General features: G+C 62.4%; 19 protein-coding genes. 10 read left to right on the top strand and 9 right to left on the bottom strand.

Features of this window, described 5'->3' with window-relative positions; translation table 11 throughout:
• The first annotated feature begins 45 nt into the window (after window positions 1-45).
• Window positions 46-2,121, top strand: coding sequence for an AsmA family protein (locus tag AC3WRD_RS00455; protein ID WP_102620116.1), 2,076 nt, complete (start codon window positions 46-48; stop codon window positions 2,119-2,121).
• 30 nt (window positions 2,122-2,151) lie between these two features.
• Here AC3WRD_RS00455 and AC3WRD_RS00450 read toward each other — a convergent pair whose 3' ends face one another.
• Window positions 2,152-3,057: a LysR substrate-binding domain-containing protein gene (locus AC3WRD_RS00450; RefSeq protein ID WP_102620115.1), complete on the bottom strand. Its 906-nt coding sequence runs from the start codon at window positions 3,055-3,057 to the stop codon at window positions 2,152-2,154.
• A gap of 119 nt (window positions 3,058-3,176) precedes the next feature.
• Here AC3WRD_RS00450 and AC3WRD_RS00445 point away from each other — a divergent pair, with 119 nt between their 5' ends.
• From AC3WRD_RS00445 to AC3WRD_RS00435, 3 genes are all read left to right on the top strand, one after another.
• On the top strand, window positions 3,177-3,815 hold the full coding sequence (locus AC3WRD_RS00445; RefSeq protein ID WP_102620114.1) for an FMN-dependent NADH-azoreductase: 639 nt from the start codon (window positions 3,177-3,179) through the stop codon (window positions 3,813-3,815).
• Window positions 3,816-4,121, top strand: a complete 306-nt coding sequence (locus tag AC3WRD_RS00440) for a DMT family transporter (protein WP_096819785.1) — start codon at window positions 3,816-3,818, stop codon at window positions 4,119-4,121.
• 91 nt (window positions 4,122-4,212) lie between these two features.
• Complete coding sequence (locus tag AC3WRD_RS00435; RefSeq protein WP_102620113.1) at window positions 4,213-5,103, top strand: esterase/lipase family protein; 891 nt, start codon at window positions 4,213-4,215, stop codon at window positions 5,101-5,103.
• On the opposite strand, the gene AC3WRD_RS00430 is transcribed toward AC3WRD_RS00435, so the two are convergent.
• Window positions 5,100-5,993 carry a DMT family transporter gene (locus AC3WRD_RS00430; protein WP_096819783.1) on the bottom strand — a complete coding sequence of 298 codons (894 nt, stop codon included), beginning with the start codon at window positions 5,991-5,993 and terminating at the stop codon, window positions 5,100-5,102. The two genes, AC3WRD_RS00435 and AC3WRD_RS00430, sit on opposite strands and share 4 nt — an antisense overlap.
• Window positions 5,994-6,091: 98 nt before the next feature.
• Between AC3WRD_RS00430 and AC3WRD_RS00425 the strand changes: the two genes are divergently transcribed.
• The 3 genes from AC3WRD_RS00425 to AC3WRD_RS00415 all read left to right on the top strand — a co-directional run bounded on the left by AC3WRD_RS00425 (window position 6,092) and on the right by AC3WRD_RS00415 (window position 8,367).
• Complete coding sequence (locus AC3WRD_RS00425; protein WP_102620224.1) at window positions 6,092-6,886, top strand: AraC family transcriptional regulator; 795 nt, start codon at window positions 6,092-6,094, stop codon at window positions 6,884-6,886.
• A 63-nt stretch (window positions 6,887-6,949) separates the two neighbouring features.
• The gene (locus AC3WRD_RS00420; RefSeq protein ID WP_025111807.1) at window positions 6,950-7,255 is read left to right on the top strand and encodes a PsiF family protein; all 306 of its coding nucleotides are present in this window, start codon (window positions 6,950-6,952) and stop codon (window positions 7,253-7,255) included.
• Window positions 7,256-7,353: 98 nt separating this feature from the next.
• Window positions 7,354-8,367, top strand: coding sequence for an AI-2E family transporter (locus tag AC3WRD_RS00415; protein WP_096819781.1), 1,014 nt, complete (start codon window positions 7,354-7,356; stop codon window positions 8,365-8,367).
• A gap of 139 nt (window positions 8,368-8,506) precedes the next feature.
• On the opposite strand, the gene AC3WRD_RS00410 is transcribed toward AC3WRD_RS00415, so the two are convergent.
• Window positions 8,507-9,781: an Hsp70 family protein gene (locus AC3WRD_RS00410; RefSeq protein ID WP_102620112.1), complete on the bottom strand. Its 1,275-nt coding sequence runs from the start codon at window positions 9,779-9,781 to the stop codon at window positions 8,507-8,509.
• Window positions 9,782-10,074: 293 nt separating this feature from the next.
• On the opposite strand from AC3WRD_RS00410, the gene AC3WRD_RS00405 reads away from it, so the two are divergent.
• The gene (locus AC3WRD_RS00405) at window positions 10,075-11,025 is read left to right on the top strand and encodes a DnaJ C-terminal domain-containing protein (RefSeq protein ID WP_096819779.1); all 951 of its coding nucleotides are present in this window, start codon (window positions 10,075-10,077) and stop codon (window positions 11,023-11,025) included.
• A gap of 23 nt (window positions 11,026-11,048) precedes the next feature.
• On the top strand, window positions 11,049-11,354 hold the full coding sequence (locus AC3WRD_RS00400; RefSeq protein ID WP_096819778.1) for a chaperone modulator CbpM: 306 nt from the start codon (window positions 11,049-11,051) through the stop codon (window positions 11,352-11,354).
• Window positions 11,355-11,358: 4 nt separating this feature from the next.
• On the opposite strand, the gene AC3WRD_RS00395 is transcribed toward AC3WRD_RS00400, so the two are convergent.
• Window positions 11,359-12,486 carry a sensor histidine kinase gene (locus tag AC3WRD_RS00395; RefSeq protein WP_102620111.1) on the bottom strand — a complete coding sequence of 376 codons (1,128 nt, stop codon included), beginning with the start codon at window positions 12,484-12,486 and terminating at the stop codon, window positions 11,359-11,361.
• 177 nt (window positions 12,487-12,663) lie between these two features.
• Between AC3WRD_RS00395 and AC3WRD_RS00390 the strand changes: the two genes are divergently transcribed.
• The gene (locus AC3WRD_RS00390; RefSeq protein ID WP_102620110.1) at window positions 12,664-19,659 is read left to right on the top strand and encodes an NEL-type E3 ubiquitin ligase domain-containing protein; all 6,996 of its coding nucleotides are present in this window, start codon (window positions 12,664-12,666) and stop codon (window positions 19,657-19,659) included.
• A gap of 100 nt (window positions 19,660-19,759) precedes the next feature.
• On the opposite strand, the gene ureC is transcribed toward AC3WRD_RS00390, so the two are convergent.
• The 5 genes from ureC to ureA all read right to left on the bottom strand — a co-directional run bounded on the left by ureC (window position 19,760) and on the right by ureA (window position 23,286).
• Window positions 19,760-21,460, bottom strand: coding sequence for an urease subunit alpha (ureC, locus tag AC3WRD_RS00385; RefSeq protein ID WP_102620109.1), 1,701 nt, complete (start codon window positions 21,458-21,460; stop codon window positions 19,760-19,762).
• A gap of 136 nt (window positions 21,461-21,596) precedes the next feature.
• Entirely contained in the window at window positions 21,597-21,902 is a 306-nt protein-coding gene (locus tag AC3WRD_RS00380; protein WP_096819774.1) for an urease subunit beta, read from the bottom strand.
• On the bottom strand, window positions 21,902-22,435 hold the full coding sequence (locus tag AC3WRD_RS00375) for a GNAT family N-acetyltransferase (protein WP_102620108.1): 534 nt from the start codon (window positions 22,433-22,435) through the stop codon (window positions 21,902-21,904). The genes AC3WRD_RS00380 and AC3WRD_RS00375 overlap by 1 nt, the downstream gene beginning before the upstream one ends.
• A 5-nt stretch (window positions 22,436-22,440) precedes the next feature.
• Window positions 22,441-22,974 (bottom strand): GNAT family N-acetyltransferase, encoded by a 534-nt coding sequence (locus AC3WRD_RS00370; RefSeq protein WP_102620107.1) that lies wholly within the window; start codon window positions 22,972-22,974, stop codon window positions 22,441-22,443.
• A 9-nt stretch (window positions 22,975-22,983) separates the two neighbouring features.
• Complete coding sequence (gene ureA, locus AC3WRD_RS00365; protein ID WP_007950602.1) at window positions 22,984-23,286, bottom strand: urease subunit gamma; 303 nt, start codon at window positions 23,284-23,286, stop codon at window positions 22,984-22,986.
• Window positions 23,287-23,416: the final 130 nt, after the last annotated feature.

Raw genomic sequence — 23,416 nt, 5'->3', positions numbered from 1 at the left:
GTTTCAGCGGTGTCGATCCGCCGTCGTATTCAGGAGCTTTGTGCAATGACGCGCACGCGTAAAATCTTCGCCTGGACCTTCGCCACCCTCCTGCTGTTGCTGGCGGTGCTGGTCCTGATCATCGTGTTCTTCGATTGGAACCGGATCAAACCGCCCCTCAACGCCAAAGTCTCGGAAGAATTGCACCGACCGTTCGCCATCAACGGCAACCTCGCTGTGGTCTGGCGGCGCGAGCTCGACGAAGGTGGCTGGCGCGCTTGGGTGCCGTGGCCGCATGTGGTGGCCGAAGACCTGACCCTGGGCAACCCGGATTGGTCGAAGCAGCCGCAGATGGTCACCCTCAAGCGGGTTGAACTGCGCATTTCGCCGCTGGCGCTGCTGGCGCAACGGGTGACGATCCCGCGTATCGACCTGACTGAACCCAACGCGCAATTGCAGCGTCTGGCTGACGGTCGTGCCAACTGGACCTTCAAATTTGATCCCAAGGACCTGAACGCCGAGCCCTCGAACTGGGTGGTGGACATCGGCGCCATCGGTTTCGACAAGGGCCATGTCACTCTGGACGACCAGACCCTCAAGACCAACCTCGACCTGTTGATCGATCCGCTGGGCAAACCGATTCCCTTCAGCGAAATCGTCGGCGACAAAGCGGCGAAAACCGCGCTGGAAAAAGGCGGTGCACCGCAGGATTATGCCTTCGCACTGAAAGTCACCGGCCAGTACCACGGTCAGAAACTCGCCGGCCAGGGCAATATCGGCGGCCTGCTGGCCTTGCAGGACGCGGCCAAACCGTTCCCGCTGCAGGCCCAGGCAAAAATCGGCGACACCAGCATCGAACTCGCCGGCACGCTGACCGATCCACTGAACCTGGGCGCCCTCGATCTGCGCCTGAAACTGGCGGGCGCCAGCCTGGGCAATCTCTATCCGCTGACCGGCGTCACCCTCCCGGATACACCGCCATACGCCACCGACGGTCATTTGATCGCCAAACTGCATGAGCCGGACGGCGCGCAGTTCCGCTATGAACAGTTCAACGGCAAGATCGGCGGCAGCGACATTCACGGCGATCTCGCCTACGTCGCCAGTCAGCCACGGCCCAAGCTGAGTGGCGCGCTGCTGTCCAATCAACTGCTGTTCGCCGACCTCGCACCGTTGATCGGTGCCGACTCCAATGACAAGCAAAAGGCCCGCGGCGGTGAAAGCAAACAACCGACGGACAAAGTGCTGCCGGTGGAAGAGTTCAAGACCGAGCGCTGGCGCGATATGGATGCCGACGTCGAATTCACCGGCAAACGCATCGTCCACAGCGAGAAGTTGCCGTTCACCGACCTCTATATCCACCTCAAACTCAACGACGGCGAACTGAGCCTGGAGCCGCTGCGCTTCGGCGTGGCCGGCGGCAACCTTGATGCGCAGATCCGCCTCAATGGCCGCACTGAACCATTGGAAGGCCGGGCAAAACTGACCGCGCGCAAGTTCAAGCTCAAGCAACTGTTCCCGACCTTCGAACCGATGAAGACCAGTTTCGGCGAGCTCAACGGCGATGCCGACATCAGCGGTCGCGGCAACTCGGTGGCCAAGCTGCTGGGCGGTGCCAACGGCAATCTGAAGATGCTGATCAATGACGGCGCGATCAGTCGTGAGCTGATGGAACTGGCGGGCCTCAACGTCGGCAACTACGTGGTCGGTAAAGTCTTTGGCGACAAGGAAGTGAAGATCAACTGCGCGGCGGCGGACTTCGACATCAAGACCGGGCTGGCGACCACGCGGCTGTTCGTGTTCGATACCGAGAACGCGATCATCTACATCGACGGCACGGCGAACATGGCCACCGAGCAACTGGACCTGACCGTGACCCCGGAATCCAAGGGCTGGCGCCTGATCTCCCTGCGCTCGCCGTTGTACGTGCGCGGCAAGTTCATCAAACCTGATGCCGGGGTGAAAGCGGTGCCGCTGATCCTGCGTGGGGCCGGCATGGTGGCGCTGGGCGTGATCGCCGCACCGGCGGCGGGGCTGCTGGCGCTGGTGGCGCCGAGCGGCGGCGAGCCGAATCAGTGCGCGCCGTTGCTGGAGCAGATGAAGGCAGGCAAGGCGCCGGTGACCGTCAAACCCACCCGATAAACCGCCAATGATCATAGCCTCGGGCCGAGGCTATGATCGCGGCGACAGTCCCGACAGCAGCGCCTCTTCGCGCAGCCAGGCAAAAAACGCTTTCACCGGTGGATGCCGCTCGCGCCCCGGAACGCACAGGGCGCTGTAACCGGCGCCATCGACTTGCACCTCGCCCTTGTACGGCACCAGCAGACCGCTGGCGACGCTCTCCGACACCAGAATATTGCTCGCCAGCACCAGCCCTTGCCCGGCAATGGCGGCTTGCAGCGCGTAATGTTCTTCGTCGTATTCGCGGACGGCCGGGTGCTGATTCAACCAGTTCTCGCCTGACTGCGCGCACCACGCTTCCCAGCCATGGGCGTAGAGCTTCGAGTTATGCCAACGCACGCTGATCAGCGCCGGGGTGCGGCGGGCGGCCAGCGCCACCTGTTCCGGCGAGCCGTACACGCCGAACGACTCATCGAACAGGCACAACCCGTAGAGGTTCGGGTAATCGTCGAGGCTGTAGCGCAGCACCAGGTCGACGCTGGCGTCCTGATGCAGGTCGATCACTTCGCAATGGGTGTCCAGCCGCACATTGATGTTCGGGTGTTTTGCGTAAAACCGCCCCAGTCGCGGCACCAGCCACAGCGCGGCGAAGGCGGCAGTGGTCGACAGCGTCAGGCTGCTGCCGCTGCGTTGCGGGCGCAGGGTGTCGACGCTTTGCGCCACCTCCAGAAACGCCCCGTGCAGGCTGCGGAACAGCCGCTCGCCACCCTCGGTCAGGCGCACCTGACGCGGCAGGCGTTCGAACAGCGCCACGCCGAGCCAGTCCTCCAGCGAGCGGATCTGATGGGAAATCGCCGTCGGCGTCACCGCCAGTTCTTCGGCGGCCGCCTTGAAGCTCAATAGCCGTGAGGCGGATTCAAACGCGCGCAGGGCGGTCAGCGGCAATGAAGCGAACATGAAAACTCCATGGATGAAATCAATTCAGCCAGACTGATTTTTGCTCATTTGAGGCGATGACTGAATGGCAGCAATCTGGCGCCACGCAGCCACTCAAGTCTAGTCCCAAGGAGATTCAGATGAGCAAGATTCTTGCGATCCATGCCAGCCCACGTGGTGAGCGCTCCCATTCGCGGCGCCTGGCGGAAAGTTTTCTCAGCGCCTGGCAAGTCCGTCATCCGCAGGCTCAGGTCACCCGCCGTGAAGTCGGGCGGGCGCTGATCCCGGCGGTGAATGAAGCGTTTGTCGCAGCGGCGTTTTATCCGGAGCCCGAAGCGCGGCCGCTGTCGATGCAGGCCGATCTGGCCCTCAGCGATCAACTGGTGGGCGAGTTGTTCGAGCACGACCTGCTGCTGATTTCCACGCCGATGTACAACTTCAACGTGCCCAGCGGCCTCAAGGCCTGGGTCGATCAGATCGTGCGCCTGGGCCTGACGTTCGATCACACCCTGGACAATGGCATCGCCCAGTACACGCCGCTGTTGCGCGGCAAGAAAGCGCTGATCGTCACCAGTCGCGGCGGTTTCGGTTTCGGCCCGGGTGGCGAGCTGGAGGCGCTGAATCACGCCGATCCATGGTTGCGCACGGCGCTGGGTTTCATCGGCATCAACGACGTCACGGTGGTCGCAGCCGAGGGCGAGGAATCCGCCGAACGCACCTTCGCGGTGTCGGTGGCCGAGGCCGAGCAGCGTTTGCTCGACCTGGCCCGGGAGTTCTAAGTGGCCTGGCTGTTTCTGCTGATTGCCGCCGGGTTCGAAGTCACCTTCGCCATGGGCATGAAGTACGCCGAGGGTTTCACCCGGCTGTGGCCGTCGCTGGTTACCGTGGTCGCGGCGGTAGGCGGGATTTATTTCCTGACCCTGGCAATGCGCGAGCTGCCGGTGAGCATCGCCTACCCGATCTGGACCGCCATCGGCTCGCTCGGCACGGTGTTTCTCGGTTTCGCGCTGCTGGGCGAGAGCCTGACGCTGGTGAAGTTGCTGTCGGTGGGGCTGATTGTGGCGGGGGTGGTGGGGCTGAAGTAGGCTGGTCGTGGAGTTGTCATCATCGAGGAGGATGCTTGGCGGGCGTTTTGCACGTCATGCATCCACCCACCGACCACAGGGATGTCTGCCCATGTCGCAGGATTCGGCCACACGTTATCCACTGGTGCTGGTGCCGGGAATGCTCGGGTTTATCCGGCTGGTGCTGTACCCGTACTGGTACGGGATCATCGCCGCGTTGCGCCGGGGTGGTGCGACGGTGATTGCGGTGCAGGTGTCGCCGCTCAATTCCACCGAAGTGCGTGGCGAGCAGTTGCTGGCGCGCATCGATGAAATCCTGCGCGAGACCGGCGCCGCCAGGGTCAATCTGTTCGGCCATAGCCAGGGCTCGCTGACGGCGCGTTACGCGGCGGCGAAGCGCCCGGATCTGGTGGCGTCGGTGACGTCGGTGGCCGGACCCAATCACGGTTCGGAACTGGCCGACTATCTGGCGAAACACTATCCGGCAGACAGTGCCCGGGGCCGCATTCTTGAGGCGCTGCTGCGTTTTGTCGGCTGGTTGATGGCACTCATGGAAACCGGTTACCACGGGCCGAAACTGCCGGTGGATATCCACGCCTCACACCATTCCCTGACCACCGAAGGCGTGGCGCTGTTCAACCAGCGTTATCCACAGGGCTTGCCGGAAACCTGGGGCGGGCAGGGGCCGGAAGAGGTCAACGGGGTGCGTTATTACTCGTGGTCCGGCACCTTGCAGCCGGGCAAGACCGACCGTGGCGGCAACCTGTTCGACGGTACCAATCGCAGTTGCCGGTTGTTTGCCAAGACCTTCGTGCGCGAGCCGGGGCAGTGCGACGGCATGGTCGGACGCTACAGCTCGCACCTGGGCACGGTCATCGGTGATGACTACCCGATGGATCACTTCGACATCGTCAACCAGTCACTGGGACTGGTCGGCAAAGGCGCGGACCCGGTGCGGCTGTTTGTCGAGCACGCGGCGCGGTTGAAAGCCGCCGGGGTCTAGGCGGCGCTCGGGGTGCGGGAGCGGCCGAGGACGGTCGTCCAGCGCTCGGAAAGAATCACCCCGCCCAAGGTCAGCAAACCGCCTACCAGGTGATACATCGCCAGTTGTTCCTTCAACACCACCGCGGCAATCAGCGCGGTGATCAACGGCAACAGGTTGAAGAACAGCGTGGTCCGACTCGGCCCCAGACGCTGTACAGCCTGCATCCACGCCAGCGGCGCGAGCATCGAGGCCAGCAGGCACGCGTACAGCACCAGCGGAATGTTCTGCAGGGTCAGGCCGGTTTTCGGCGACACGGCGTACAGCGGAAACAGCACCACCACCGCCACCAGCACCTGCAAGTACAGCAACACCAGCGGCGGCAGGCGCAGCTGCCATTTTTTCAGCAGAGTGCTGTAGATCGCGTAGGCGAGGGTGGCGATCAGCATCATTGCGTCACCCAGGTTCACGCCATGTTGCAGCAAAGCGCCGAGGCTGCCGGACGACACCACCACCAGCACACCGGCGAAAGACAGCACCGCACCGACCAGCGCGCCGGCGGTGAGGCGCTGGCCGAGGCTGATGATTGCCATCGCCAGCGACATCAACGGCATCAGCGACAGGATGATGCCCATGTTGGTGGCGGTGGTCATGGTCGCGGCGAAGTAGGCCAGGCTCTGATAGACCGCCATGCCGAGCACGCCAAGGATGAAAATCTTGCCCAGGTTCGGGCGGATCTGCGGCCAGTGCGCGATTACCTTCCTGAGCATGAACGGGGTAAACAGCAAACCGGCCAGCAGCCAGCGGTAGAAGCCGATCTCGGCGGGAAAAATCGCGCCGACGGCAAGCTTGTTGATCACGGTGTTGCCGGCCCAGATGAAAATCGCCAGCAGGGGAAACGCGTATTGCATGGGAGGAGAAACCAGTACGTTGATGAACGGTGATTATCCCCTGTCTGGATGCAGGCCTATACTGCGAACCGGACAACCTGCCTCTGATTCCGGACAGCATGAACAGTAAACACATCGATCTGCTGGATTTCAGCGAACTGCCGTCGGCGGTGTATTTCCGCTATGCCGACTTCAACGCCCATGAATACGCCGCGCCGCACCGCCATCCGTGGGGCACGCTGGAATACGCGGCCCACGGCGTGCTGCACATGGATGTCGACGGCAGCCGCTTCATGTCGCCACCGCAGTACGCGGTGTGGGTGCCGCCACAGGTCGAGCACAGTTTCTACAGTCATCAGCCGGTCAATTATCGGGCGGTGTGCCTGGCGCCCGAGGTGTGCGCGGATTTACCGGCGCAGGCTTGCACCCTGGCGATCAGCGACATTCTCAAGGCAATCCTCAAGGACTTCGCCGCCCGGGATGTGAAGATCCCCGCGTTCGATGCCGACCAGCGCCTGGCCCAGGTGCTGGTGGATCAGTTGCGGCAGGCGCCGGTTCATCAGTGTTATCTGCCATACGCCAGCAGTCCCGGGTTGCTGACCATCCTCGAAACCCTGCAGGCCGAGCCCGGCAACAATGAACCGCTGGCGCACTGGGCGGCGCAGGTGCATGTCAGCGAGCGCACCCTGGCCCGGCAATTCGTGCGGGAGTTGGGGATGAGTTTCGGCGAATGGCGCCAGCGGCTGCGCTATCTCGCGGCCATCGAGGCGCTGGAGAGTTCGCGCAGCGTGCAGGAAATCGCCTTCGATCTCGGCTACAGCAGCGGGTCTGCGTTCATCGCCATGTTTGCGCGGCAGGCCGGATGTACGCCGGAACAATACCGGCGTAGCCATCTGGAGACTAGGAAGGTGTAACAAGCTTTGACTACACTCAGCCGGAGGCCGCCTCCATCGATGCGGCAACAAGGAGAAAACTCCATGAAGATGTTGCGTGTCCCTTTGTTGATGATCGGTCTGCTGCTGTGCTCCCAGGGTTTTGCCGCCACGGCGCAACAGAACAAGATGACCACTTGCAACGCCGACGCCACGGCCAAGAGCCTGAAAGGCGATGAGCGCAAGACCTTCATGAGCACTTGCCTCAAGGCAGCGCCGGCGGCCAACGACGCCAAGACCCTGACCCCGCAGCAGGAAAAGATGAAAACCTGTAATGCCGACGCCAAGACCAAGGCCCTGACCGGCGATGCGCGCAAAACCTTCATGAGTGATTGCCTGAAGAAAAAATAAGATCGACAGATCGCAGCGAGCGGCAGGGCATCCGCTCGCTTCGGCGCTGGATCGCTGGCAGACTGCCAATCCTTTTACGCCGTTCGTTTTGAGGCTGTATGCCAACGTTTTCTGAGCGTCATGTTGTGTTCTGGGTCAGTTGCATCATCATTTTCGGCGGTTTGCTGCTGGTGCTGCCGCTGCGCTTGTTGCCCAGTCTGCTGGCCGGGCTGCTGGTGTTCGAGCTGGTCAACATGCTCACCCCACAACTGCAACGGCTGATCGAAGGCCGCCGCGCGCGCTGGCTGGCGGTGGCGTTGCTGGGCACGCTGGTGGTGAGTGTGCTGGCGCTGATCTTTGCCGGGGCCATCAGTTTCCTGCTGCACGAGGCGGAAAACCCCGGGGCTTCCCTCGACAAATTCATGGGCGTGGTCGATCGTGCGCGCGGGCAACTGCCGCCGTTTGTCGATGCTTATCTGCCGGCCAGTGCCGCGGAGTTTCGCGTGGCCATCGGTGAATGGCTGAGCAAGCACTTGTCCGACCTGCAACTGGTGGGCAAGGACGCGGCGCACATGTTCGTGACCCTGCTGATCGGCATGGTGCTCGGCGCGATCATCGCGCTGCAGCGCGTACCGGACGTCACCAAGCGCAAGCCGCTGGCGGCCGCATTGTTCGATCGTCTGCACCTGCTGGTTCAGGCGTTTCGCAATATCGTTTTTGCGCAGATCAAGATTTCCCTGCTCAACACCTTCTTCACCGGGATCTTCCTGGCGGTGATCCTGCCGCTGTTCGGGATCAAGCTGCCGCTGACCAAGACCCTGATCGTGCTGACGTTCCTGCTCGGCTTGCTGCCGGTGATCGGCAACCTGATGTCGAACACGCTGATCACCATCGTCGGCCTGTCGCTGTCGATCTGGGTGGCGATTGCCGCGCTGGGCTACCTGATCTTTATCCACAAGCTCGAATACTTCCTCAACGCGCGCATCGTCGGCGGGCAGATCAGTGCCAAGTCCTGGGAGTTGCTGCTGGCGATGCTGGTGTTCGAGGCCGCGTTCGGCCTGCCGGGGGTGGTGGCGGGGCCGATTTATTACGCGTATCTGAAGAGTGAGTTGAAGCTGGGCGGGATGGTTTAGAAGCCGCAATGATCGTTCCCACGCTCTGCGTGGGAATGCCGCCATGGACGCTCTGCGTCCGCTGTTGAGGCTGTGACGCGGAGCGTCACGGGATGCATTCCCACGCGGAGCGTGGGAACGATCAACCGCCGCTTTTGGATCAGTTCATCGAGCCATAGCGTTTCATGGCTTCAATCGCCAGGCCGCTGCCGATGCTGCCAAAGATGTTGCCTTCCACATGCCGCGCGTTTGGCAGCATCGCCGAGACGCTGTTGCGCAGCGCCGGGATACCGCTCGAACCACCAGTGAAGAACACCGTATCGACCTGACCCACCGCCACATTGGCGTCCGCCAGCAATTGCGTGACGCTGCCGCGCACGCGCTCCAGCTGCGTATCGATCGCCGATTCGAACAAGGCCCGGGTCAGCTCGACGCTCAGCCCGGATTCGATCCGGTCCAGCGGCACGTGGCGGCTGTCGTTGTGGGTCAGCTGGATCTTGGTTTCTTCCACTTCCATCGCCAGCCAGTGCCCGGCGCGCTGTTCGATCAGCTTGAACAGACGGTCGATGCCGCCGGTGTCCTCGATGTCGTAACGCATGCTGCCCAGGGCCAGGGTCGATTTCTGCGAGTACACCGAGTTGATGGTGTGCCAGGTCGCCAGGTTCATGTGGTGACTGGTCGGCATGAACGCGCCGCTCTTCATGCGGCTGCCGTAGCCGAACAGCGGCATCAGGCCTTGCAGGCTCAGTTGCTTGTCGAAATCGGTCCCGCCGATGTGCACACCGCCGGTGGCGAGGATGTCGTCGTGACGGTTATCCATGCCCCGACGCTCGGGCGACAGGCGCACCAGCGAGAAGTCCGACGTACCACCGCCGATGTCGACGATCAGTACCAGCTCTTCCTTTTCGATGGTCGACTCGTAGTCGAAGGCCGCAGCGATCGGCTCGTACTGGAACGACACATCCTTGAAGCCGAGCTTGCGCGCCACTTCCACCAGGGTGTCTTCGGCTTCCTGGTCGGCCAGCGGATCGTCGTCGACAAAGAACACCGGACGGCCCAGCACCACCTGTTCGAACTCACGACCGGCGGCCGCTTCGGCGCGGTTCTTGAGCTGGCCGATAAAAAGACCGAGCAAGTCCTTGAACGGCATCGCGGTGCCGAGGACGCTGGTGTCGTGCTTGATCAGCTTGGAACCGAGCAGGCTCTTGAGCGAGCGCATCAGCCGGCCTTCGTAGCCTTCCAGGTACTCGTGCAGCGCCAGGCGACCGTAGACCGGGCGGCGCTCCTCGATGTTGAAGAAGACCACCGACGGCAGGGTGATCTTGTCGTCTTCCAGCGCGATCATCGTTTCCATGCCGGGGCGCAGCCAGCCGACGGTGGAGTTGGACGTGCCGAAGTCGATGCCGCAGGCACGGGCTGGAGAGGCGTCTTTCATGGTCTTTCGGTTCCGGTCAAAAAAACGGCCGCGCAGTGTATGCCAGTGCGCGACAGATTCGAAGGCCAGTCATCTGCTATTTCACGACTAAGCTTGCTTGAAAGTCGCCGCTTTGCCCCAAACTTGCTGGCATGGGCCGGCAGACATACCGGCGGTCGCAAGAACCGCCGTCCACTGCCGATAAACTTCTGCTGCGCCACCCGGTCACAAGTTTGAGATCGGTCAACCTGGCACGCGCGAATCGGCGCATGCTGACGGCGGCGCGAAACCGATAACGGATGGTGACTCCTTCAATGGACTTCAAAGACTATTACAAGATACTCGGCGTGGAGCCGACGGCTGATGACAAGGCAATCAAGGCGGCCTATCGCAAGCTTGCGCGCAAATACCACCCCGATGTCAGCAAGGAAAAAGACGCCGAGGCCAAGTTCAAGGATGCCTCGGAAGCCTATGAAGCGCTGAAAAGTGCCGACAAGCGCGCCGAATACGACGACCTGCGCCGTTACGGGCAGCACGGTCAGCCGTTCCAGGGCCCACCGGGCTGGCAGAGCCGTGGCGGCTTCGGTGGCGGCGGTGGCGACACCGGTGACTTCTCGGACTTCTTCAGTTCGATCTTCGGCAATCGCGGCCCCGGTTTCGGTGGCGGCGAAGGCCGGCAATCCCGTAGCGCCGGACGGCGAGGGCAAGACGTGGAACTGGAACTGCCGATCTTTCTCGAAGAGACGCTTTCGAACGAATCGAAAAAAATCAGCTTCCAGGTGCCGCAATACAACGGTTCCGGCCAGCACGTCAGCAACACCAGCAAGAGCCTGAACGTGAAGATCCCGGCGGGCGTGACCGACGGCGAGCGCATCCGCCTCAAGGGCCAGGGCGCACCGGGCATCGGTGGCGGTGCCAATGGCGATCTGTACCTGACCATCCGTTTCGCGCCGCACCCGAAATTCGATGTCGAAGGCGAAAACCTGATCATCACCTTGCCGCTGGCACCGTGGGAACTGGCGCTGGGTGCCGAAGTGGCCGTGCCGACCCTGACCGGCAAGATCAACCTCAAGGTCCCGGCCGGCAGCCAGAACGGCCAGCGCATGCGCGCCAAGGGCCATGGTCTGCAGAACAAGGCCGGCGAGCGCGGTTATCTGTTCGTCCAGCTCAAGGCCGTGATGCCGAAGGCTGCGGGTGATGACGTCAAGGCGCTGTGGCAGGAACTGGCGAAGAAAGCCGCCTTCAACCCGCGAGAGAACTTCTGAACCCGGCGACGGAGTAGCCCATCATGAGCAGCCCCCTGATCGTTCAACTGGACATGGCAGAATTCTGTGAGGCGGCCGACCTGTCGGACGTCTACGTGATCGAAATCGTCGAACACGGCATCCTCGAACCTCAGGGCGCGCAGCCCCGGGAATGGCGCTTCACCGACTACGAGCTGGCCTTGGCCAAACGCGCCGTCAAGCTGCGGCGCGACCTGGAGCTGGAATGGGAAGGCGTCGCCTTGGCGCTGGACCTGCTGGAAGAAGTGAAGGAATTGCGGGCCGAGAACCGGATGCTGCGCCAGCGTCTGGCGCGGCTGGTGGTCGAGTAGCGCTTCAAACCTGTCTGGGCAACGTCACGCTGAACAGCGTTCCGTCGGCTTCGCTTGAACTGACTTCGATCGTCCCGCCGTGGGCGGTCACCACTTCCTTGACGATGAACAGCCCCAGACCGAGGCTGGTCGACGGCTGCCCGAGTTCTTCGTCGGCGCTGCGTACCAACGGATCGAAAATCGTGCCGATGGCCTCTTCGGGAATCGGCGTGCCGTCGTTATGCACGCTCAGGCACACGTTGTCGGTGTCGCCGCGCAGATCAACGCTCACCTCGCGGGGATCGGAGCCGTGCTGCAAGGCGTTGCCGATCAGGTTCTGCAACAGCTGATCGATCCGTCCGGCATCCCAGGCACCCCGGGTATCGCCGCTGATGGTCAGTGTCGGATCGCATTCCGGATTCCCGGCGCAGGCTTCGGCGATCGCCCGGCGCGCGGCTTCTGCCAGGTCCATGGGGACAGGGTTGATCGGCAGGCTTTTGCCGAGGCGACTGCGCACCAGTTCGAGCAGGTCGCTGACCATGGCCGCCATGTGCCGCGCACCGTGCTTGATGTTCAGCGCGCAGGTCAGCGCATCGCCTTCCAGGGTGGTTTTGCGCATCAGCACTTCGGTCGACATGCTGACCGCTTGCAGCGGCGCGCGCAGGTCGTGACCGAGGATGGCGAGGAAAATGTCGCGCGAGCGGTTGACCTGCTCGGCGTAGGCTGCCGTGGATTCCGCCAGCGCTTCGTCGATGGCTTCGTTGAAGCGGATCATGTCCTGAAAGTAGGTCATGTCCGGCGACTGTAATGAGTTGACCCACAAGCGAATCACACAGGCGCGCAGGTGACGGAATTCCGAGGTCATCTGCACCAGGTCGAACCCCACCGTATGCCGCAACTCACCGTGGCTGGCGCCGGCCTCGTCCAGGCTCGGGGTTTTCTCGGGGCCTTCGCCCTTGGCCTTGGCGATTTGCTCGCTGGCGGTTTGTGCGGTGTCCATGTCCCGCGCGGCGGCCAGCAGGATGGCCTTGGCATGGTCGCGCAGCGCCGTCTGATCCATATTGTCGGCCGCCGGCGTGATCGTACGGGCGAACTGCTCCCATTCCTCGACGATGTGATCCGCGTGTTGCCTGATGAATTCGGATAAACGCATGTCCGGGTTCCTGGAAATTCAAGGCGGGGCGTTCGAATATTAGTCCCTTTGCGCGGGAAAGATAGCGCCGCTCGAGCCTGACATTTCCGCTGACAAGACGCCGTACTGCGAGACATATATACCGCAGCCACGGAGGTTCGCCATGGTCTGCTTTCGCTCCATTTCAAGGAGCGAATCATGCCCGAAATCCCTCTCACCCCACCTTCGCCGGATAAGGCTGCACCGCCTCCCGGGCCGGTTGTAACGCAAAGTCTGCACGCCGGTTTCCTCCAGCAGGCCAGCCCCGACTGGTTGATCAACGCATCGGTTCAGCAGCGGGAAGGGCTGAAAAGTGCCGATAACGCCACGCCCGACTGGTACAGGCGCGCCTCGCGCGATCAACGCAAGGCGGTGGGCGACGCCGTGACTGCCAGCCTCGCTGCCCAGGCTCGCCTGGACAAAGCCATGTCGGGCTTCCAGGACATCGACAGCTTCGCCGCGCCGTTGCTGACCAAGGCCCTCAAGGACCGCTTCAACGTGACGCTGGACCTCAACAAGACCTGGCTGCTGCTGAACAAACCGGTGGAAATGGGGATTTTTGCCATCGACATCGATTTCTTCGAAGTCCTGAAATTGCCTTTGCTGCAAGCGGCCCTGCACAACTTCGAAGACCGTGAATGTAAACGTGGCGCCTTTCATGAAACCTCGGGATTTCGCAGGGAAACCTCGACACCCGGCACGCTTGCGCCGTTGAGCACGCCCCTGACGGTCGAGCAATTCACCGGTCTGTGCCGTTCACTGGACATCGGGGCGAAATATCAGGCGTACCTCAGGGATTTCCTGCGCCCCAAGGACGCAGTGACCGAACACGTGCTGCGCGACAAATTCGTCGCCGCGCATAAAACCGCTCTGCGTGCGGCGGCCGAACTGGCACTGGTCAAAGGTGATATCGGACACGAAGACTACGCCTCGATTCGCTCGATCCTCAACGGTGAACTGGTACCGCGTCAGGGCCGTCGGCAGATCTGGTTCCGTGATCTGGGCCTGATGGGCCGGCGCATGACTGGCTGCGTGATGTTCACAATCTGCGAGAAGTATCGCTACAGCGACGACTCGATCCTGTATATCCCGGGTGATCCCTACCACCCGCTCAAACGCTACAAGGGGCGGGAAATCGCAGCAATGTTCAAGCAGCGGTTTACCGCACGCGACGCGACTCAAACTCATCCCGCCGAACCGAATGCCTACCAGCGCTTTTTCAGTCAGTTCGTCGCCTATGCCGACCGGCCGCGCTACTTCGACCAATTCACCGACGACAAGCCGAACCGCACGTTCTCGCAAAGACTGGCGCCCTACGAGCCGCTGCTCAACGAGTTTTTCAAGGCACTCAACCCGATCAACGCCGCGCTGACAGGGATCCGCGAATTGCCGCCTGCGCCGCCGGTCGAGCAGGTGCCGAATGTTGAGCCGTATCTGAACCCGGTTGACCTGTCTCGCAAGGGGGGCGGGATCTGGTCGGACAATGTCGACCTGTGGAATTACCAGTTCGAGCAGCATCGTGAGCGGTTGATCGCCGATGCCCGCAGCCATGCCGTGCCCACGGCGGATGTCGACGCCAGGGTGCGCTCGGAGAAGTTCGCCGCGTTGTTGAACATCGGCATGCTGGTGCTGATGGGTGTCTCGATGTTCGTGCCGGTGCTGGGCGAAGTGATGATGGTAGTGATGGCCGGGCAACTGTTCGAAGAAACCTTTGAAGGCGCCATCGAGTGGAGCGAAGGTGATCGCAAGGCTGCCAAGGCCCATCTGATCGATGTCGCGCAGAATCTCGCGTTGATTGCCTTGATGGCGGGGGCGGGAAAGGGGTTTGCTCGGTTGGCGGCAGCCAGATCGGTGCCGGTCATCGAGAACCTGCATCAGGTGGAATTGCCCGACGGCACGACCCGTTTGTGGAAGCCTGACCTTCGTGGTTACGAGAGTCCGGTTAGGCTGGATCCGCACGCGATACCGAATGCGCTGGGGCAATACGAGGCCGGAGAAAAAACCTGCATCCGGCTCGACGGCAAGACCTACCAGCAGGCTTATGACGAATCGCTCAAGGCCTGGCGCATCCAGCATCCGAGCGATCCGCAGGCCTATCAGCCGCCCCTGGCGCACAACGGCGCCGGCGCATGGCGGCATACCCTGGAACGCCCACAGGATTGGGATCGATTGACGCTGTTGCGGCGCATCGGCCACAGCACCGAGCCCTTTGCTGACGAACAATTGCTGACGATGGCCGATGTCGCCGGTGTCAGCGACAACGCCTTGCGCAAGATGCACCTGGACAATGCCTTGCCGCCGCCGGAACTGGCGGACGCCATGCGCCTGTTCAACGCCGAGCGTGACGCCGGACTGATCGTCGGGCAGGCCGCCGGTGCACAGGCGATCGACAGTCGCTTTCTGCATCTGCTGGCGCTGCTTCCCGATATCCCACGCTGGCCGTTCGGACGAGTGCTGAAGATCTACGACAGCCCTGAACTCTCGGGGAGGGCGCGCAGTTACGGGACGAAGCGCGGCGGCAAGGCGCCGATCCGGATCAGCCGGGCCGAGGTGTTGAACGGTCAGCTGCCGACCCGGATACTCGCGGCGCTGGATGAAGCAGAGACGATTCGCCTGTTGGGTGGCGAGCCTGCACGCGTTCGGTCGGCACGGGCGCAGGAGTTCTCCCGACAGATTGCCGACTTCGCCAGCGCTCGTCAGCCTGCGTTATTCAACAGCCTGCTCAAGGGAACCGAGCCTGTAGAGCCTCGGACAGCAAAGCTGCAACGAGTGATCCCCGGCCTGACCGACCGTGCGGCCGCAGCCGTGTTGGGGCAAGCCAATGCCGGGGAACTGGCACGGCTGGACAGCGCAGCGAAGGTCCCCTTGCATTTACAGGAACTCGGTCGCTGGTATGGCCAGGCAGGGCGCTTGAGCCGGGCCCTGGCCGGATTGCGCAGTGAAACCATGGCCTCTGCCGATAGCCGCCATCTCGCGTTGCAGACGTTGGGACGGCTACCGGGCTGGTCCAATGACGTGCGTCTGGAAGTCCGCGAGGGCAGTATCAGCGGCCCGATGCTGGATGCCATCGGCAGCGAAACGGCCTCCGAACACAAGTATCTGGTCAAGTACGGGGGCGCCTATCAAGCCGCCAATGAGCGAGGCGAGCCGCTTAACAGTATTCCGGTCAGGGGCGACAACTTTTTCGCCTCGTTGATGCATGCCTTGCCCGATCCGGCACGTCATGCGCTGGGTCTGCCGAATGTCGGGCAGAGTGTCGAGTTGCAAGGCGCGATCATGGATCGGGCGCTTGCCGAGCGCAGTCAGTCGGCACAGATTCTTCGCGCAGGCGCCGCCGAGAAACCCTGGTTCAAGCCGCCGCAACGCATTGCCCCCAAACTGCTCGGTTATCCCGCCAGCGGCGATGGGCCGGGGCCAGACCCTGTGTTGATCGGGCACGTGCAGAATGTCTATCCGGGATTGACCGACGTCCAGGCCCGCGGCTTCATTCTTGAGCAATGGCGGCTGGGCAAGACTGACCAACAGATCCTTCATCTGCTCAACAATCGAATGAGCGAATGGCGAGAGCTGGAAACAACGCTTGATGAATGGCTGATGTCGCAGAACCTGCGCCTGCGCAATGCCCGTGACGAATTCGTCAGCGTGGCGCTAAACATCAAGGACTGTTGGCGCAACGCACCGTTGGCCGAACACAATGCTCAGGCGGCGCGCCTCACGATCATCAGTGATGCTCCGCTGCCGCCATTGACGGCGGATTTCTCTCACGTGCGCGAACTGACACTGCGCGCCCCGGTAGTGGGTGACACGCTTGCAGCGTTCCCCAACGTTGAAAAACTGGTGATGAGCGCCGGCGTCGCGGAATTCGACAAGGTCCTCACAACGTTGAAGACACTGCGGCACATGACCCGGCTGAAACTGGCCACACCCCTCACGGGCGCCGTGGCGTCGAGGATCAGGGAACTGACCCGGCTCGAGGAGCTGGAGCTGCACTGTACCGGCAGCGGCGCCAACCCAGTGGTGCCGGTGCAGCTTGATTTCAGCGGCATGCGCCAGCTGCGCAGGCTCGAAATCGGCAGCCCGCAAATGCATCAATGGCCGCGCGGTGTTCTGGATTTGCCACGACTGGAGCGTCTGAACCTGCGATCAACCTCGATCAATGCGCTGCCGATGGAAATCTATGAAGGTCATCAGCGACTGTTGTCCGGTCTGTCGCTGGACTGGTCGAAGTTCCCGCGCCGGGTGTTCAAACCGATCTACGAATTCGTCCGCAGTCAACCTCGGCATCTGATCGATCTGGACGAAATGGTTGCCGACTACTGTCGCGGTGAGCTCAAGCGTTTTGTCGGCATGGAGTCCAGCCTGTTCGATGTCCTGAGCAATGGTTTCAAGACGCAATGGACAGATGCCGGGAGCCGGCTCGTCGCCATCGAAGCCCTGAGTGAACAGTTCAGCGAACTCAACCGGCTGACAGAGTGGGTCGGTTCCGAACCGACCATCGCCAACGGCGGCGCCGCACGCTCGGCAGTCGCCGAAACCTTGCGGAGCAATTGGCGCAGTGGCTTGTTCCAGCGCTACGGCGCGCGCACCGAAAGCGTGTTTTTCAACCTGTACGTCAGTTTGCCCACCGATCCGTCGGTGCTGGATATTCTGGGTTCTCCCGTGGACAGTCTGCCGGTCTTGTCTGCTGAAGGTTTCAGCCACGTCAGAAGCCTGCATCTGGCCGGGTTGCAGGCCCCGGTCGAACAGTTGCGCGGTTTCATCCGCACCTTCCGCGGGGTCGATACCCTCGACCTGAGCCATTGTGGCTTGACCGAACTGCCGCTGGAACCGAGCGATCTGCCGGCGCTCGAAACCCTGAACCTGCACGATAACCCTCTGGAGCGTGTCGACGTGCGCGGCATGAATCGCCTGATGGCGCTGGACCTGAGTTCGACGGCCCTGCGCGAATGGCCGGCCGGTGCCGAGGATCTTCCGGAACTGACCTGGCTGGATCTCAGCGACAGCCAATTGACCTCGCTGCCGGATACGCTGCTGGCGCGTGATGCATTGTTGCTGGATACCAGCCTGACCGGCACCCCGTTGAACCCGCAAGCCAAAGCCGCTCTCGCCACTGCGCGGCAGAGGATCGAAGGCGCCCGAGGCCTGGCCCCCGGATCGTTGCAGCGTTTTGCGCTGGAGGAACCGCGTCACCGTACACCGCCCACCGAAAGCGGTTCGGTCATCGCGCGGCGCCTGTTGCCGTTGCCGCCACGGTTGCCTGCTGTTGAAGGGCCGGCCGGATGGGGCGCGCGCTTGCGCCGCCTGCGCCCGCAGTACGACAACACTCGGGCACAACAGGCCATCGAACGGATGCAGGGCGCGGGGCTGACCGAGGTGCAGATCAGTGCGCGAATCGACGCTTGGGAACAGACATTCGAGTCGCTGACGCGGCGCCTCAACGATTGGTTGTTCACCCACGAAACCCGCGGTATGGATTGGGTCGTGTCGTCGCGCACCCGCCAGATTGCTGCGCAGCGCATCATCGAATGTTGGCGGGAAGGTACGATCGACTGGAATGGCGTCACTGATCGCGAGCTGAACCTCGACGGCCTGCAAGTAGGCAATCTGCCCGAGCTGACGGACGTGTTTCCTGCGGTGAGCACCCTGAACCTGGCGGGTGTCAAGCTTTCCACCGATGGTTCCAATGCGTTCCTCAGGGCATTCACGCAGGTGCGCCGACTCAACCTCAGTGGCAATCACTTGCCGGTTATCCCCGAACCTGTCGGGCAAATGCGTCGGCTGGCGCGACTGGAACTGTCGTTCACCGGCCTTGCGGACTCCGCGGCGCTGTTTCAAACGCTTGAAGGTTTGACCCAGTTGCAATGGCTGGATCTGAGCCATAACAGCCTGCGCGCGTTCAGTGTCGCTCGACTCGGGCGACTGGAGCGGCTGGATCTGCGTGACAACCTGCTCACGGCTTGGCCGGAGGGAGTATTGCAAGCCCCGCACTTGCAGGCGATCGACTTGAGCAACAACGAAATATCGTCAATTCCAACGCAGCTGTATGACGGCAGCCATGCTGCGCTGATTGCCGGCAGCAATCTTTCGGAAAACTACGAAATGTCGCAGCAAAGCCTCATTCGGCTGCGTGAATACGCTGATGCGCAGGGGCGTCGTGACGCGCTGGGCATGACGTATGCCGATATCGACCGAATGATCGACGATCTGGACAGCACCACCGAAAGCGATGACGAAGACCTGAGGATCGACAGTGAACCCGATGAGGTCCTTCCGGCACTCGCCGAAGCGGTCCTTGAGCAGCAAGTGACACCATGGATTGAAAACATCCCCCAGGAGGACGCCTTGCGTTATCGGGCGATGTGGCAGCGGTTGGCAGTCGAGCCCGACAACGAGGCCTTCTTCCATCTGCTGTCGCGGATGCCGGACACCGAGGAATTCCGGGTGTTTCGCGCCGACCTGACCCGACGGGTCTGGGAAGTCGTCGAGGCGGCCGATGGCAGCCAGGAGCTGCGCGATACGCTGTTTTCCATGGCAACCACGCACACGACCTGCGTCGACGGGCGCACACTGGCGCTCAGCGAAATCGAGGTCAAAGTGTATGAGTACAACGCCTTGCGACACCTGCAGCCAGGTCTTGCGGCGAAGGGGCGCGCCTTGCTCGACTTGTCGCGACAACTGTTTCGCCTGGGTGAGGTGGAAAAACTCGCGGCGCGCAGCATGGACCGTCACGCCGATCCTGCGGAAGTGCGCCTGCAGTATCGAATCGGCCTGACCTCCGGCTGGGATGATGGCCTGCTATTGCCTGGGCAACCCAGCCACATGCGGTTTGCCCGGCCGATCAGGGGCGAGGATCTGGCAGCCGCTCGCGCGGCGGTGGTGAAGGCTGAAAAAGGCGAGGGGTTTTATGAGGAACTGATCAGCCGTGATTACTGGGTGCAATACCTGACCGGGAAGTACCCGGATGAACTCGGCGCGCTCAAGCGCAGTTCGGATGAAAAATTGCAGCGACTTGAGGATGAATACGAAGACGTCACCAGCGCGGCGTACCAGGAGGCGGTGCAGATGCTCGAGGTTGAACGCAGTATTGAGCGCAACCAGCAACTGATTGCCTTGTCACGTCAGGAAACCGGCGAGCCGGTGAGGGTCGGGCTTTAGGGTGAGCGGCCCGGTACTTCACGGTATCTGATGGACACTTCAGACCGCTGAAGCGCTGGCAGTCTCGGTCGTCGAAAGGCTCGACGACCGAGGCCAGACATCAGAACAGAAAGTAACGCTGCGCCATCGGCAGGGTTTCGGCCGGCTCACACCAGAGCAACACGCCGTCGGCCTTGACCTGATAGGTCTGCGGATCGACGTCGATGTTGGGCAGGTAATCGTTGTGGATCAGGTCGGTTTTCTGCACGTCGCGGCAGCCTTTGACCACGGCGATTTTCTTCTTCAGGCCCAACACTTCGGGCAGCCCGGATTCCTGCGCTGCCTGGCTGATGAACGTCAGACTGGTGGCATGCAACGAGCCACCGTAACTGGCGAACATCGGGCGATAGTGCACCGGTTGCGGGGTCGGGATCGACGCGTTGGCGTCGCCCATCAGGCTCGCGGCGATGGCGCCGCCCTTGAGGATCAGCGTCGGTTTTACACCGAAGAAGGCCGGGCGCCACAGCACCAGATCCGCCCACTTGCCGACTTCCACCGAACCTACCTCGTGGCTGATGCCATGGGTGATCGCCGGGTTGATCGTGTACTTGGCGATGTAGCGTTTGGCACGGAAGTTGTCGTTGCCTTCGCCGTCCTTAGGCAACGGGCCGCGCTGCTTCTTCATCTTGTCGGCGGTCTGCCAGGTGCGCGTGATGACTTCGCCGACGCGGCCCATGGCCTGGCTGTCGGAGCTGATCATCGAGAACGCGCCGAGGTCGTGGAGGATGTCTTCGGCGGCAATGGTTTCGCGGCGGATACGGCTTTCGGCGAACGCCACGTCTTCGGCAATGCTCGGGTCGAGGTGGTGGCAGACCATCAGCATGTCGAGGTGTTCGTCGATAGTGTTGCGGGTGAACGGCCGGGTCGGGTTGGTCGAACTCGGCAGCACGTTGGCGAAACCGCAGGCCTTGATGATGTCCGGCGCATGGCCGCCGCCGGCACCCTCGGTGTGGTAGGTGTGAATGGTGCGGCCCTTGAACGCGCCGAGGGTGGTTTCAACGAAACCCGACTCGTTGAGGGTGTCGGTGTGGATCGCCACCTGCACGTCGTACTGGTCGGCGACGCTCAGGCAATTGTCGATGCTCGCCGGGGTGGTGCCCCAGTCTTCGTGCAGCTTGAGGCCGATGGCGCCGGCCTTGACCTGTTCGATCAGCGGCTCCGGCAGGCTGGCGTTGCCCTTGCCGGTGAGGCCGATGTTCATCGGGAACGCATCGGCCGCCTGGAGCATCCGCGCCAGGTGCCACGGTCCCGAAGTGCAGGTCGTTGCATTGGTGCCGGTGGCCGGCCCTGTGCCGCCGCCGATCATGGTGGTGACGCCGCTCATCAGTGCTTCTTCGATCTGCTGCGGGCAGATGAAGTGGATGTGCGTGTCGATGCCGCCGGCGGTGAGGATCATGCCTTCGCCGGCAATCACTTCGGTACTGGCGCCGATGGCGATGTTCACGTTCGGCTGGACGTCCGGGTTGCCGGCCTTGCCGATGGCGGCGATGCGCCCGTCCTTGAGGCCGACGTCAGCCTTGACGATGCCCCAGTGGTCGATGATCAGCGCGTTGGTGATGACAGTGTCGACCACTTCGGCCGCCAGCAACTGGCTCTGGCCCTGGCCGTCGCGGATCACTTTGCCGCCACCGAATTTCACTTCTTCGCCGTAGGTGGTGAAGTCCTGTTCGACTTCGATCCACAGCTCGGTGTCGGCCAGGCGCACCTTGTCGCCGACGGTAGGGCCGAACATGTCGGCGTAGGCTTGTCTGGAAATCTTCATCTAGCGTCCTTCAGATAAATCGCGGTGAGCCATCAACCCTCTCCCGGAGGGAGAGGGGACTGATCGCGGTGGGGCGGTTATCGGTGGTTGGCTCCCTCTCCCCTGGGAGAGGGCTGGGGCAGCGGCACACACGGACTCAGAGGTCACCCATGACCCGCCCGGCAAACCCGAACACCCGCCGGTGCCCGGCGTAATCCACCAGCTCCACCTCGCGACTCTGGCCCGGCTCGAAGCGCACCGCCGTGCCCGCCGGGATGTTCAGGCGCATGCCACGGCTGGCGGCGCGGTCGAAGGTCAGGGCGTCGTTGGTCTCGAAAAAGTGGTAGTGCGAACCGACCTGGATCGGCCGGTCGCCACTGTTTGCCACTTTCAGGCTGATCGTGCGACGACCGACGTTGAGTTCGATGTCGCCGGGCTGGATCCGGTATTCGCCGGGAATCATCAGTGGGCTCCTTGCAGGATCTTGTAGTAGAGGGCTGTCGGGCGATACGTGCCGCTCGGGTCGCAGGCGTAATCGGGAATTTCCCCGGCGCGGGTGTAACCCAGGGCCTTGTAGAAGTCTTCGGCGGGGGAGCCGGCCTCGGTATCGAGGTAGAGCATGCCGCGCTTGTACTGGCGGGCCGTCAGTTCCAGCGCTTCCATCAACTGCTGGCCGAGGCCGCGCCGCCGGGCGTGTTCGCGCACCAGCAGTTTCTGCACTTCGGCGCGGTTCAGACCGTTGGCCTTCTGGCACAGGCCCAGTTGCACGCTGGCCTGCACCTGTTCGTCCTTGACCACCACCCACAGCAAGACGTTGCCCTTGTTCAGGTTGTCCTGCACTTCATCGAAATAGGCGCGGGCCTGAGTGGCATCCAGATCGGCCATGAAGCCGACGCTGGCGCCATACCCCACGGCGTCGAGCAGCAGGTCGATCAGGCCCTGACGATAGTGCGCAAAACTTTCAGCATTGACGCGTCGCAGTTGGGCGGGGTTCATCGGTGTCACTCCTTGTTGGCGAGCGGCGGCTCCGCGCCAGGGTTGAGGGTCAGTTGCATGAACGTCAGGTCGAGCCAGCGGCCGAACTTGGTGCCGACCTGCGGCATCTGCCCGGTGATGATGAACCCGGCGCGTTCGTGCAGACGGATCGACGCCGCGTTACCGCTTTCGATGGCGGCGACCATGACGTGCTTGCCGCAGGTTTTCGCACGTTCGATCAGCGCGGTCATCAATTGCGGGCCGAGGCCGTTGCCGCGCTGGTCGCTGCGCACGTAGACCGAGTGCTCGACCGTGTGACGGAAACCGTCGAACGGCCGCCAGTCACCGAACGAAGCGTAGCCGAGGGTGGTGTTGTCGGCGTCGACGATCACCAGGATCGGATAGCCCTGACTCTGGCGTGCGCTGAACCACGCCTGACGGTTGCCGAGATCGACCGGGGATTCGTTCCAGATTGCCGTGGTGTTGAGCACGGCGTCGTTGTAGATGTCGCGGATCGCCGGCAGGTCGGCGTGCAGTGCATCGCGAATGGTGTAAGTCATGGCGCGGCCTCAGACGATCGGTTGGTGGACGGTGACCAGTTTGGTGCCGTCGGGAAACGTCGCTTCGACCTGAATCTCCGGGATCATTTCCGGGATGCCTTCCATCACCTGATCGCGGGTCAGCAGGGTGGTGCCGTAATGCATCAGTTCAGCCACGGTCTGGCCGTCCCGGGCGCCCTCGAGCAGCGCCGCCGAGATGAAAGCCATGGCTTCCGGGTAGTTGAGCTTCACGCCACGGGCCAGTCGCCGCTCGGCAACGAGGCCGGCGGTGAAGATCAGCAGCTTGTCTTTTTCGCGTGGGGTCAGGTCCATCGTTTTAAATCCATTTGGGCAGATTTGTGTGGTTCTTTCGGTTTGAGGGGGGCAGTTGGAACCGCCCCTCACCCTAGCCCTCTCCCGGAGGGAGAGGGGACTGATCTCGGTTGTTTTCAATGGCCAGTTC

The sequence above is a fragment of the Pseudomonas sp. FW215-R2 genome (genome assembly GCF_058789255.1).
The sequence above is the reverse complement of the archived record's forward strand: the minus strand, read 5'-3'. Positions and strand labels throughout refer to the sequence as shown.

Bases quoted from the DNA above. Each gene is read 5' to 3' on its own strand.
- AC3WRD_RS00395 (WP_102620111.1), bottom strand. From the start codon at position 12,486: ATGCGTTTATCCGAATTCATCAGGCAACACGCGGATCACATCGTCGAG.
- AC3WRD_RS00415 (WP_096819781.1), top strand. From the start codon at position 7,354: ATGCCAACGTTTTCTGAGCGTCATGTTGTGTTCTGGGTCAGTTGCATC.
- AC3WRD_RS00390 (WP_102620110.1), top strand. From the start codon at position 12,664: ATGCCCGAAATCCCTCTCACCCCACCTTCGCCGGATAAGGCTGCACCG.
- AC3WRD_RS00455 (WP_102620116.1), top strand. From the start codon at position 46: ATGACGCGCACGCGTAAAATCTTCGCCTGGACCTTCGCCACCCTCCTG.
- AC3WRD_RS00430 (WP_096819783.1), bottom strand. From the start codon at position 5,993: ATGCAATACGCGTTTCCCCTGCTGGCGATTTTCATCTGGGCCGGCAAC.
- AC3WRD_RS00380 (WP_096819774.1), bottom strand. From the start codon at position 21,902: ATGATTCCCGGCGAATACCGGATCCAGCCCGGCGACATCGAACTCAAC.
- AC3WRD_RS00420 (WP_025111807.1), top strand. From the start codon at position 6,950: ATGAAGATGTTGCGTGTCCCTTTGTTGATGATCGGTCTGCTGCTGTGC.
- ureC (WP_102620109.1), bottom strand. From the start codon at position 21,460: ATGAAGATTTCCAGACAAGCCTACGCCGACATGTTCGGCCCTACCGTC.
- AC3WRD_RS00410 (WP_102620112.1), bottom strand. From the start codon at position 9,781: ATGAAAGACGCCTCTCCAGCCCGTGCCTGCGGCATCGACTTCGGCACG.
- AC3WRD_RS00445 (WP_102620114.1), top strand. From the start codon at position 3,177: ATGAGCAAGATTCTTGCGATCCATGCCAGCCCACGTGGTGAGCGCTCC.
- ureA (WP_007950602.1), bottom strand. From the start codon at position 23,286: ATGGACCTGACCCCACGCGAAAAAGACAAGCTGCTGATCTTCACCGCC.
- AC3WRD_RS00400 (WP_096819778.1), top strand. From the start codon at position 11,049: ATGAGCAGCCCCCTGATCGTTCAACTGGACATGGCAGAATTCTGTGAG.
- AC3WRD_RS00375 (WP_102620108.1), bottom strand. From the start codon at position 22,435: ATGAACCCCGCCCAACTGCGACGCGTCAATGCTGAAAGTTTTGCGCAC.
- AC3WRD_RS00425 (WP_102620224.1), top strand. From the start codon at position 6,092: ATGAACAGTAAACACATCGATCTGCTGGATTTCAGCGAACTGCCGTCG.
- AC3WRD_RS00435 (WP_102620113.1), top strand. From the start codon at position 4,213: ATGTCGCAGGATTCGGCCACACGTTATCCACTGGTGCTGGTGCCGGGA.
- AC3WRD_RS00370 (WP_102620107.1), bottom strand. From the start codon at position 22,974: ATGACTTACACCATTCGCGATGCACTGCACGCCGACCTGCCGGCGATC.
- AC3WRD_RS00450 (WP_102620115.1), bottom strand. From the start codon at position 3,057: ATGTTCGCTTCATTGCCGCTGACCGCCCTGCGCGCGTTTGAATCCGCC.
- AC3WRD_RS00405 (WP_096819779.1), top strand. From the start codon at position 10,075: ATGGACTTCAAAGACTATTACAAGATACTCGGCGTGGAGCCGACGGCT.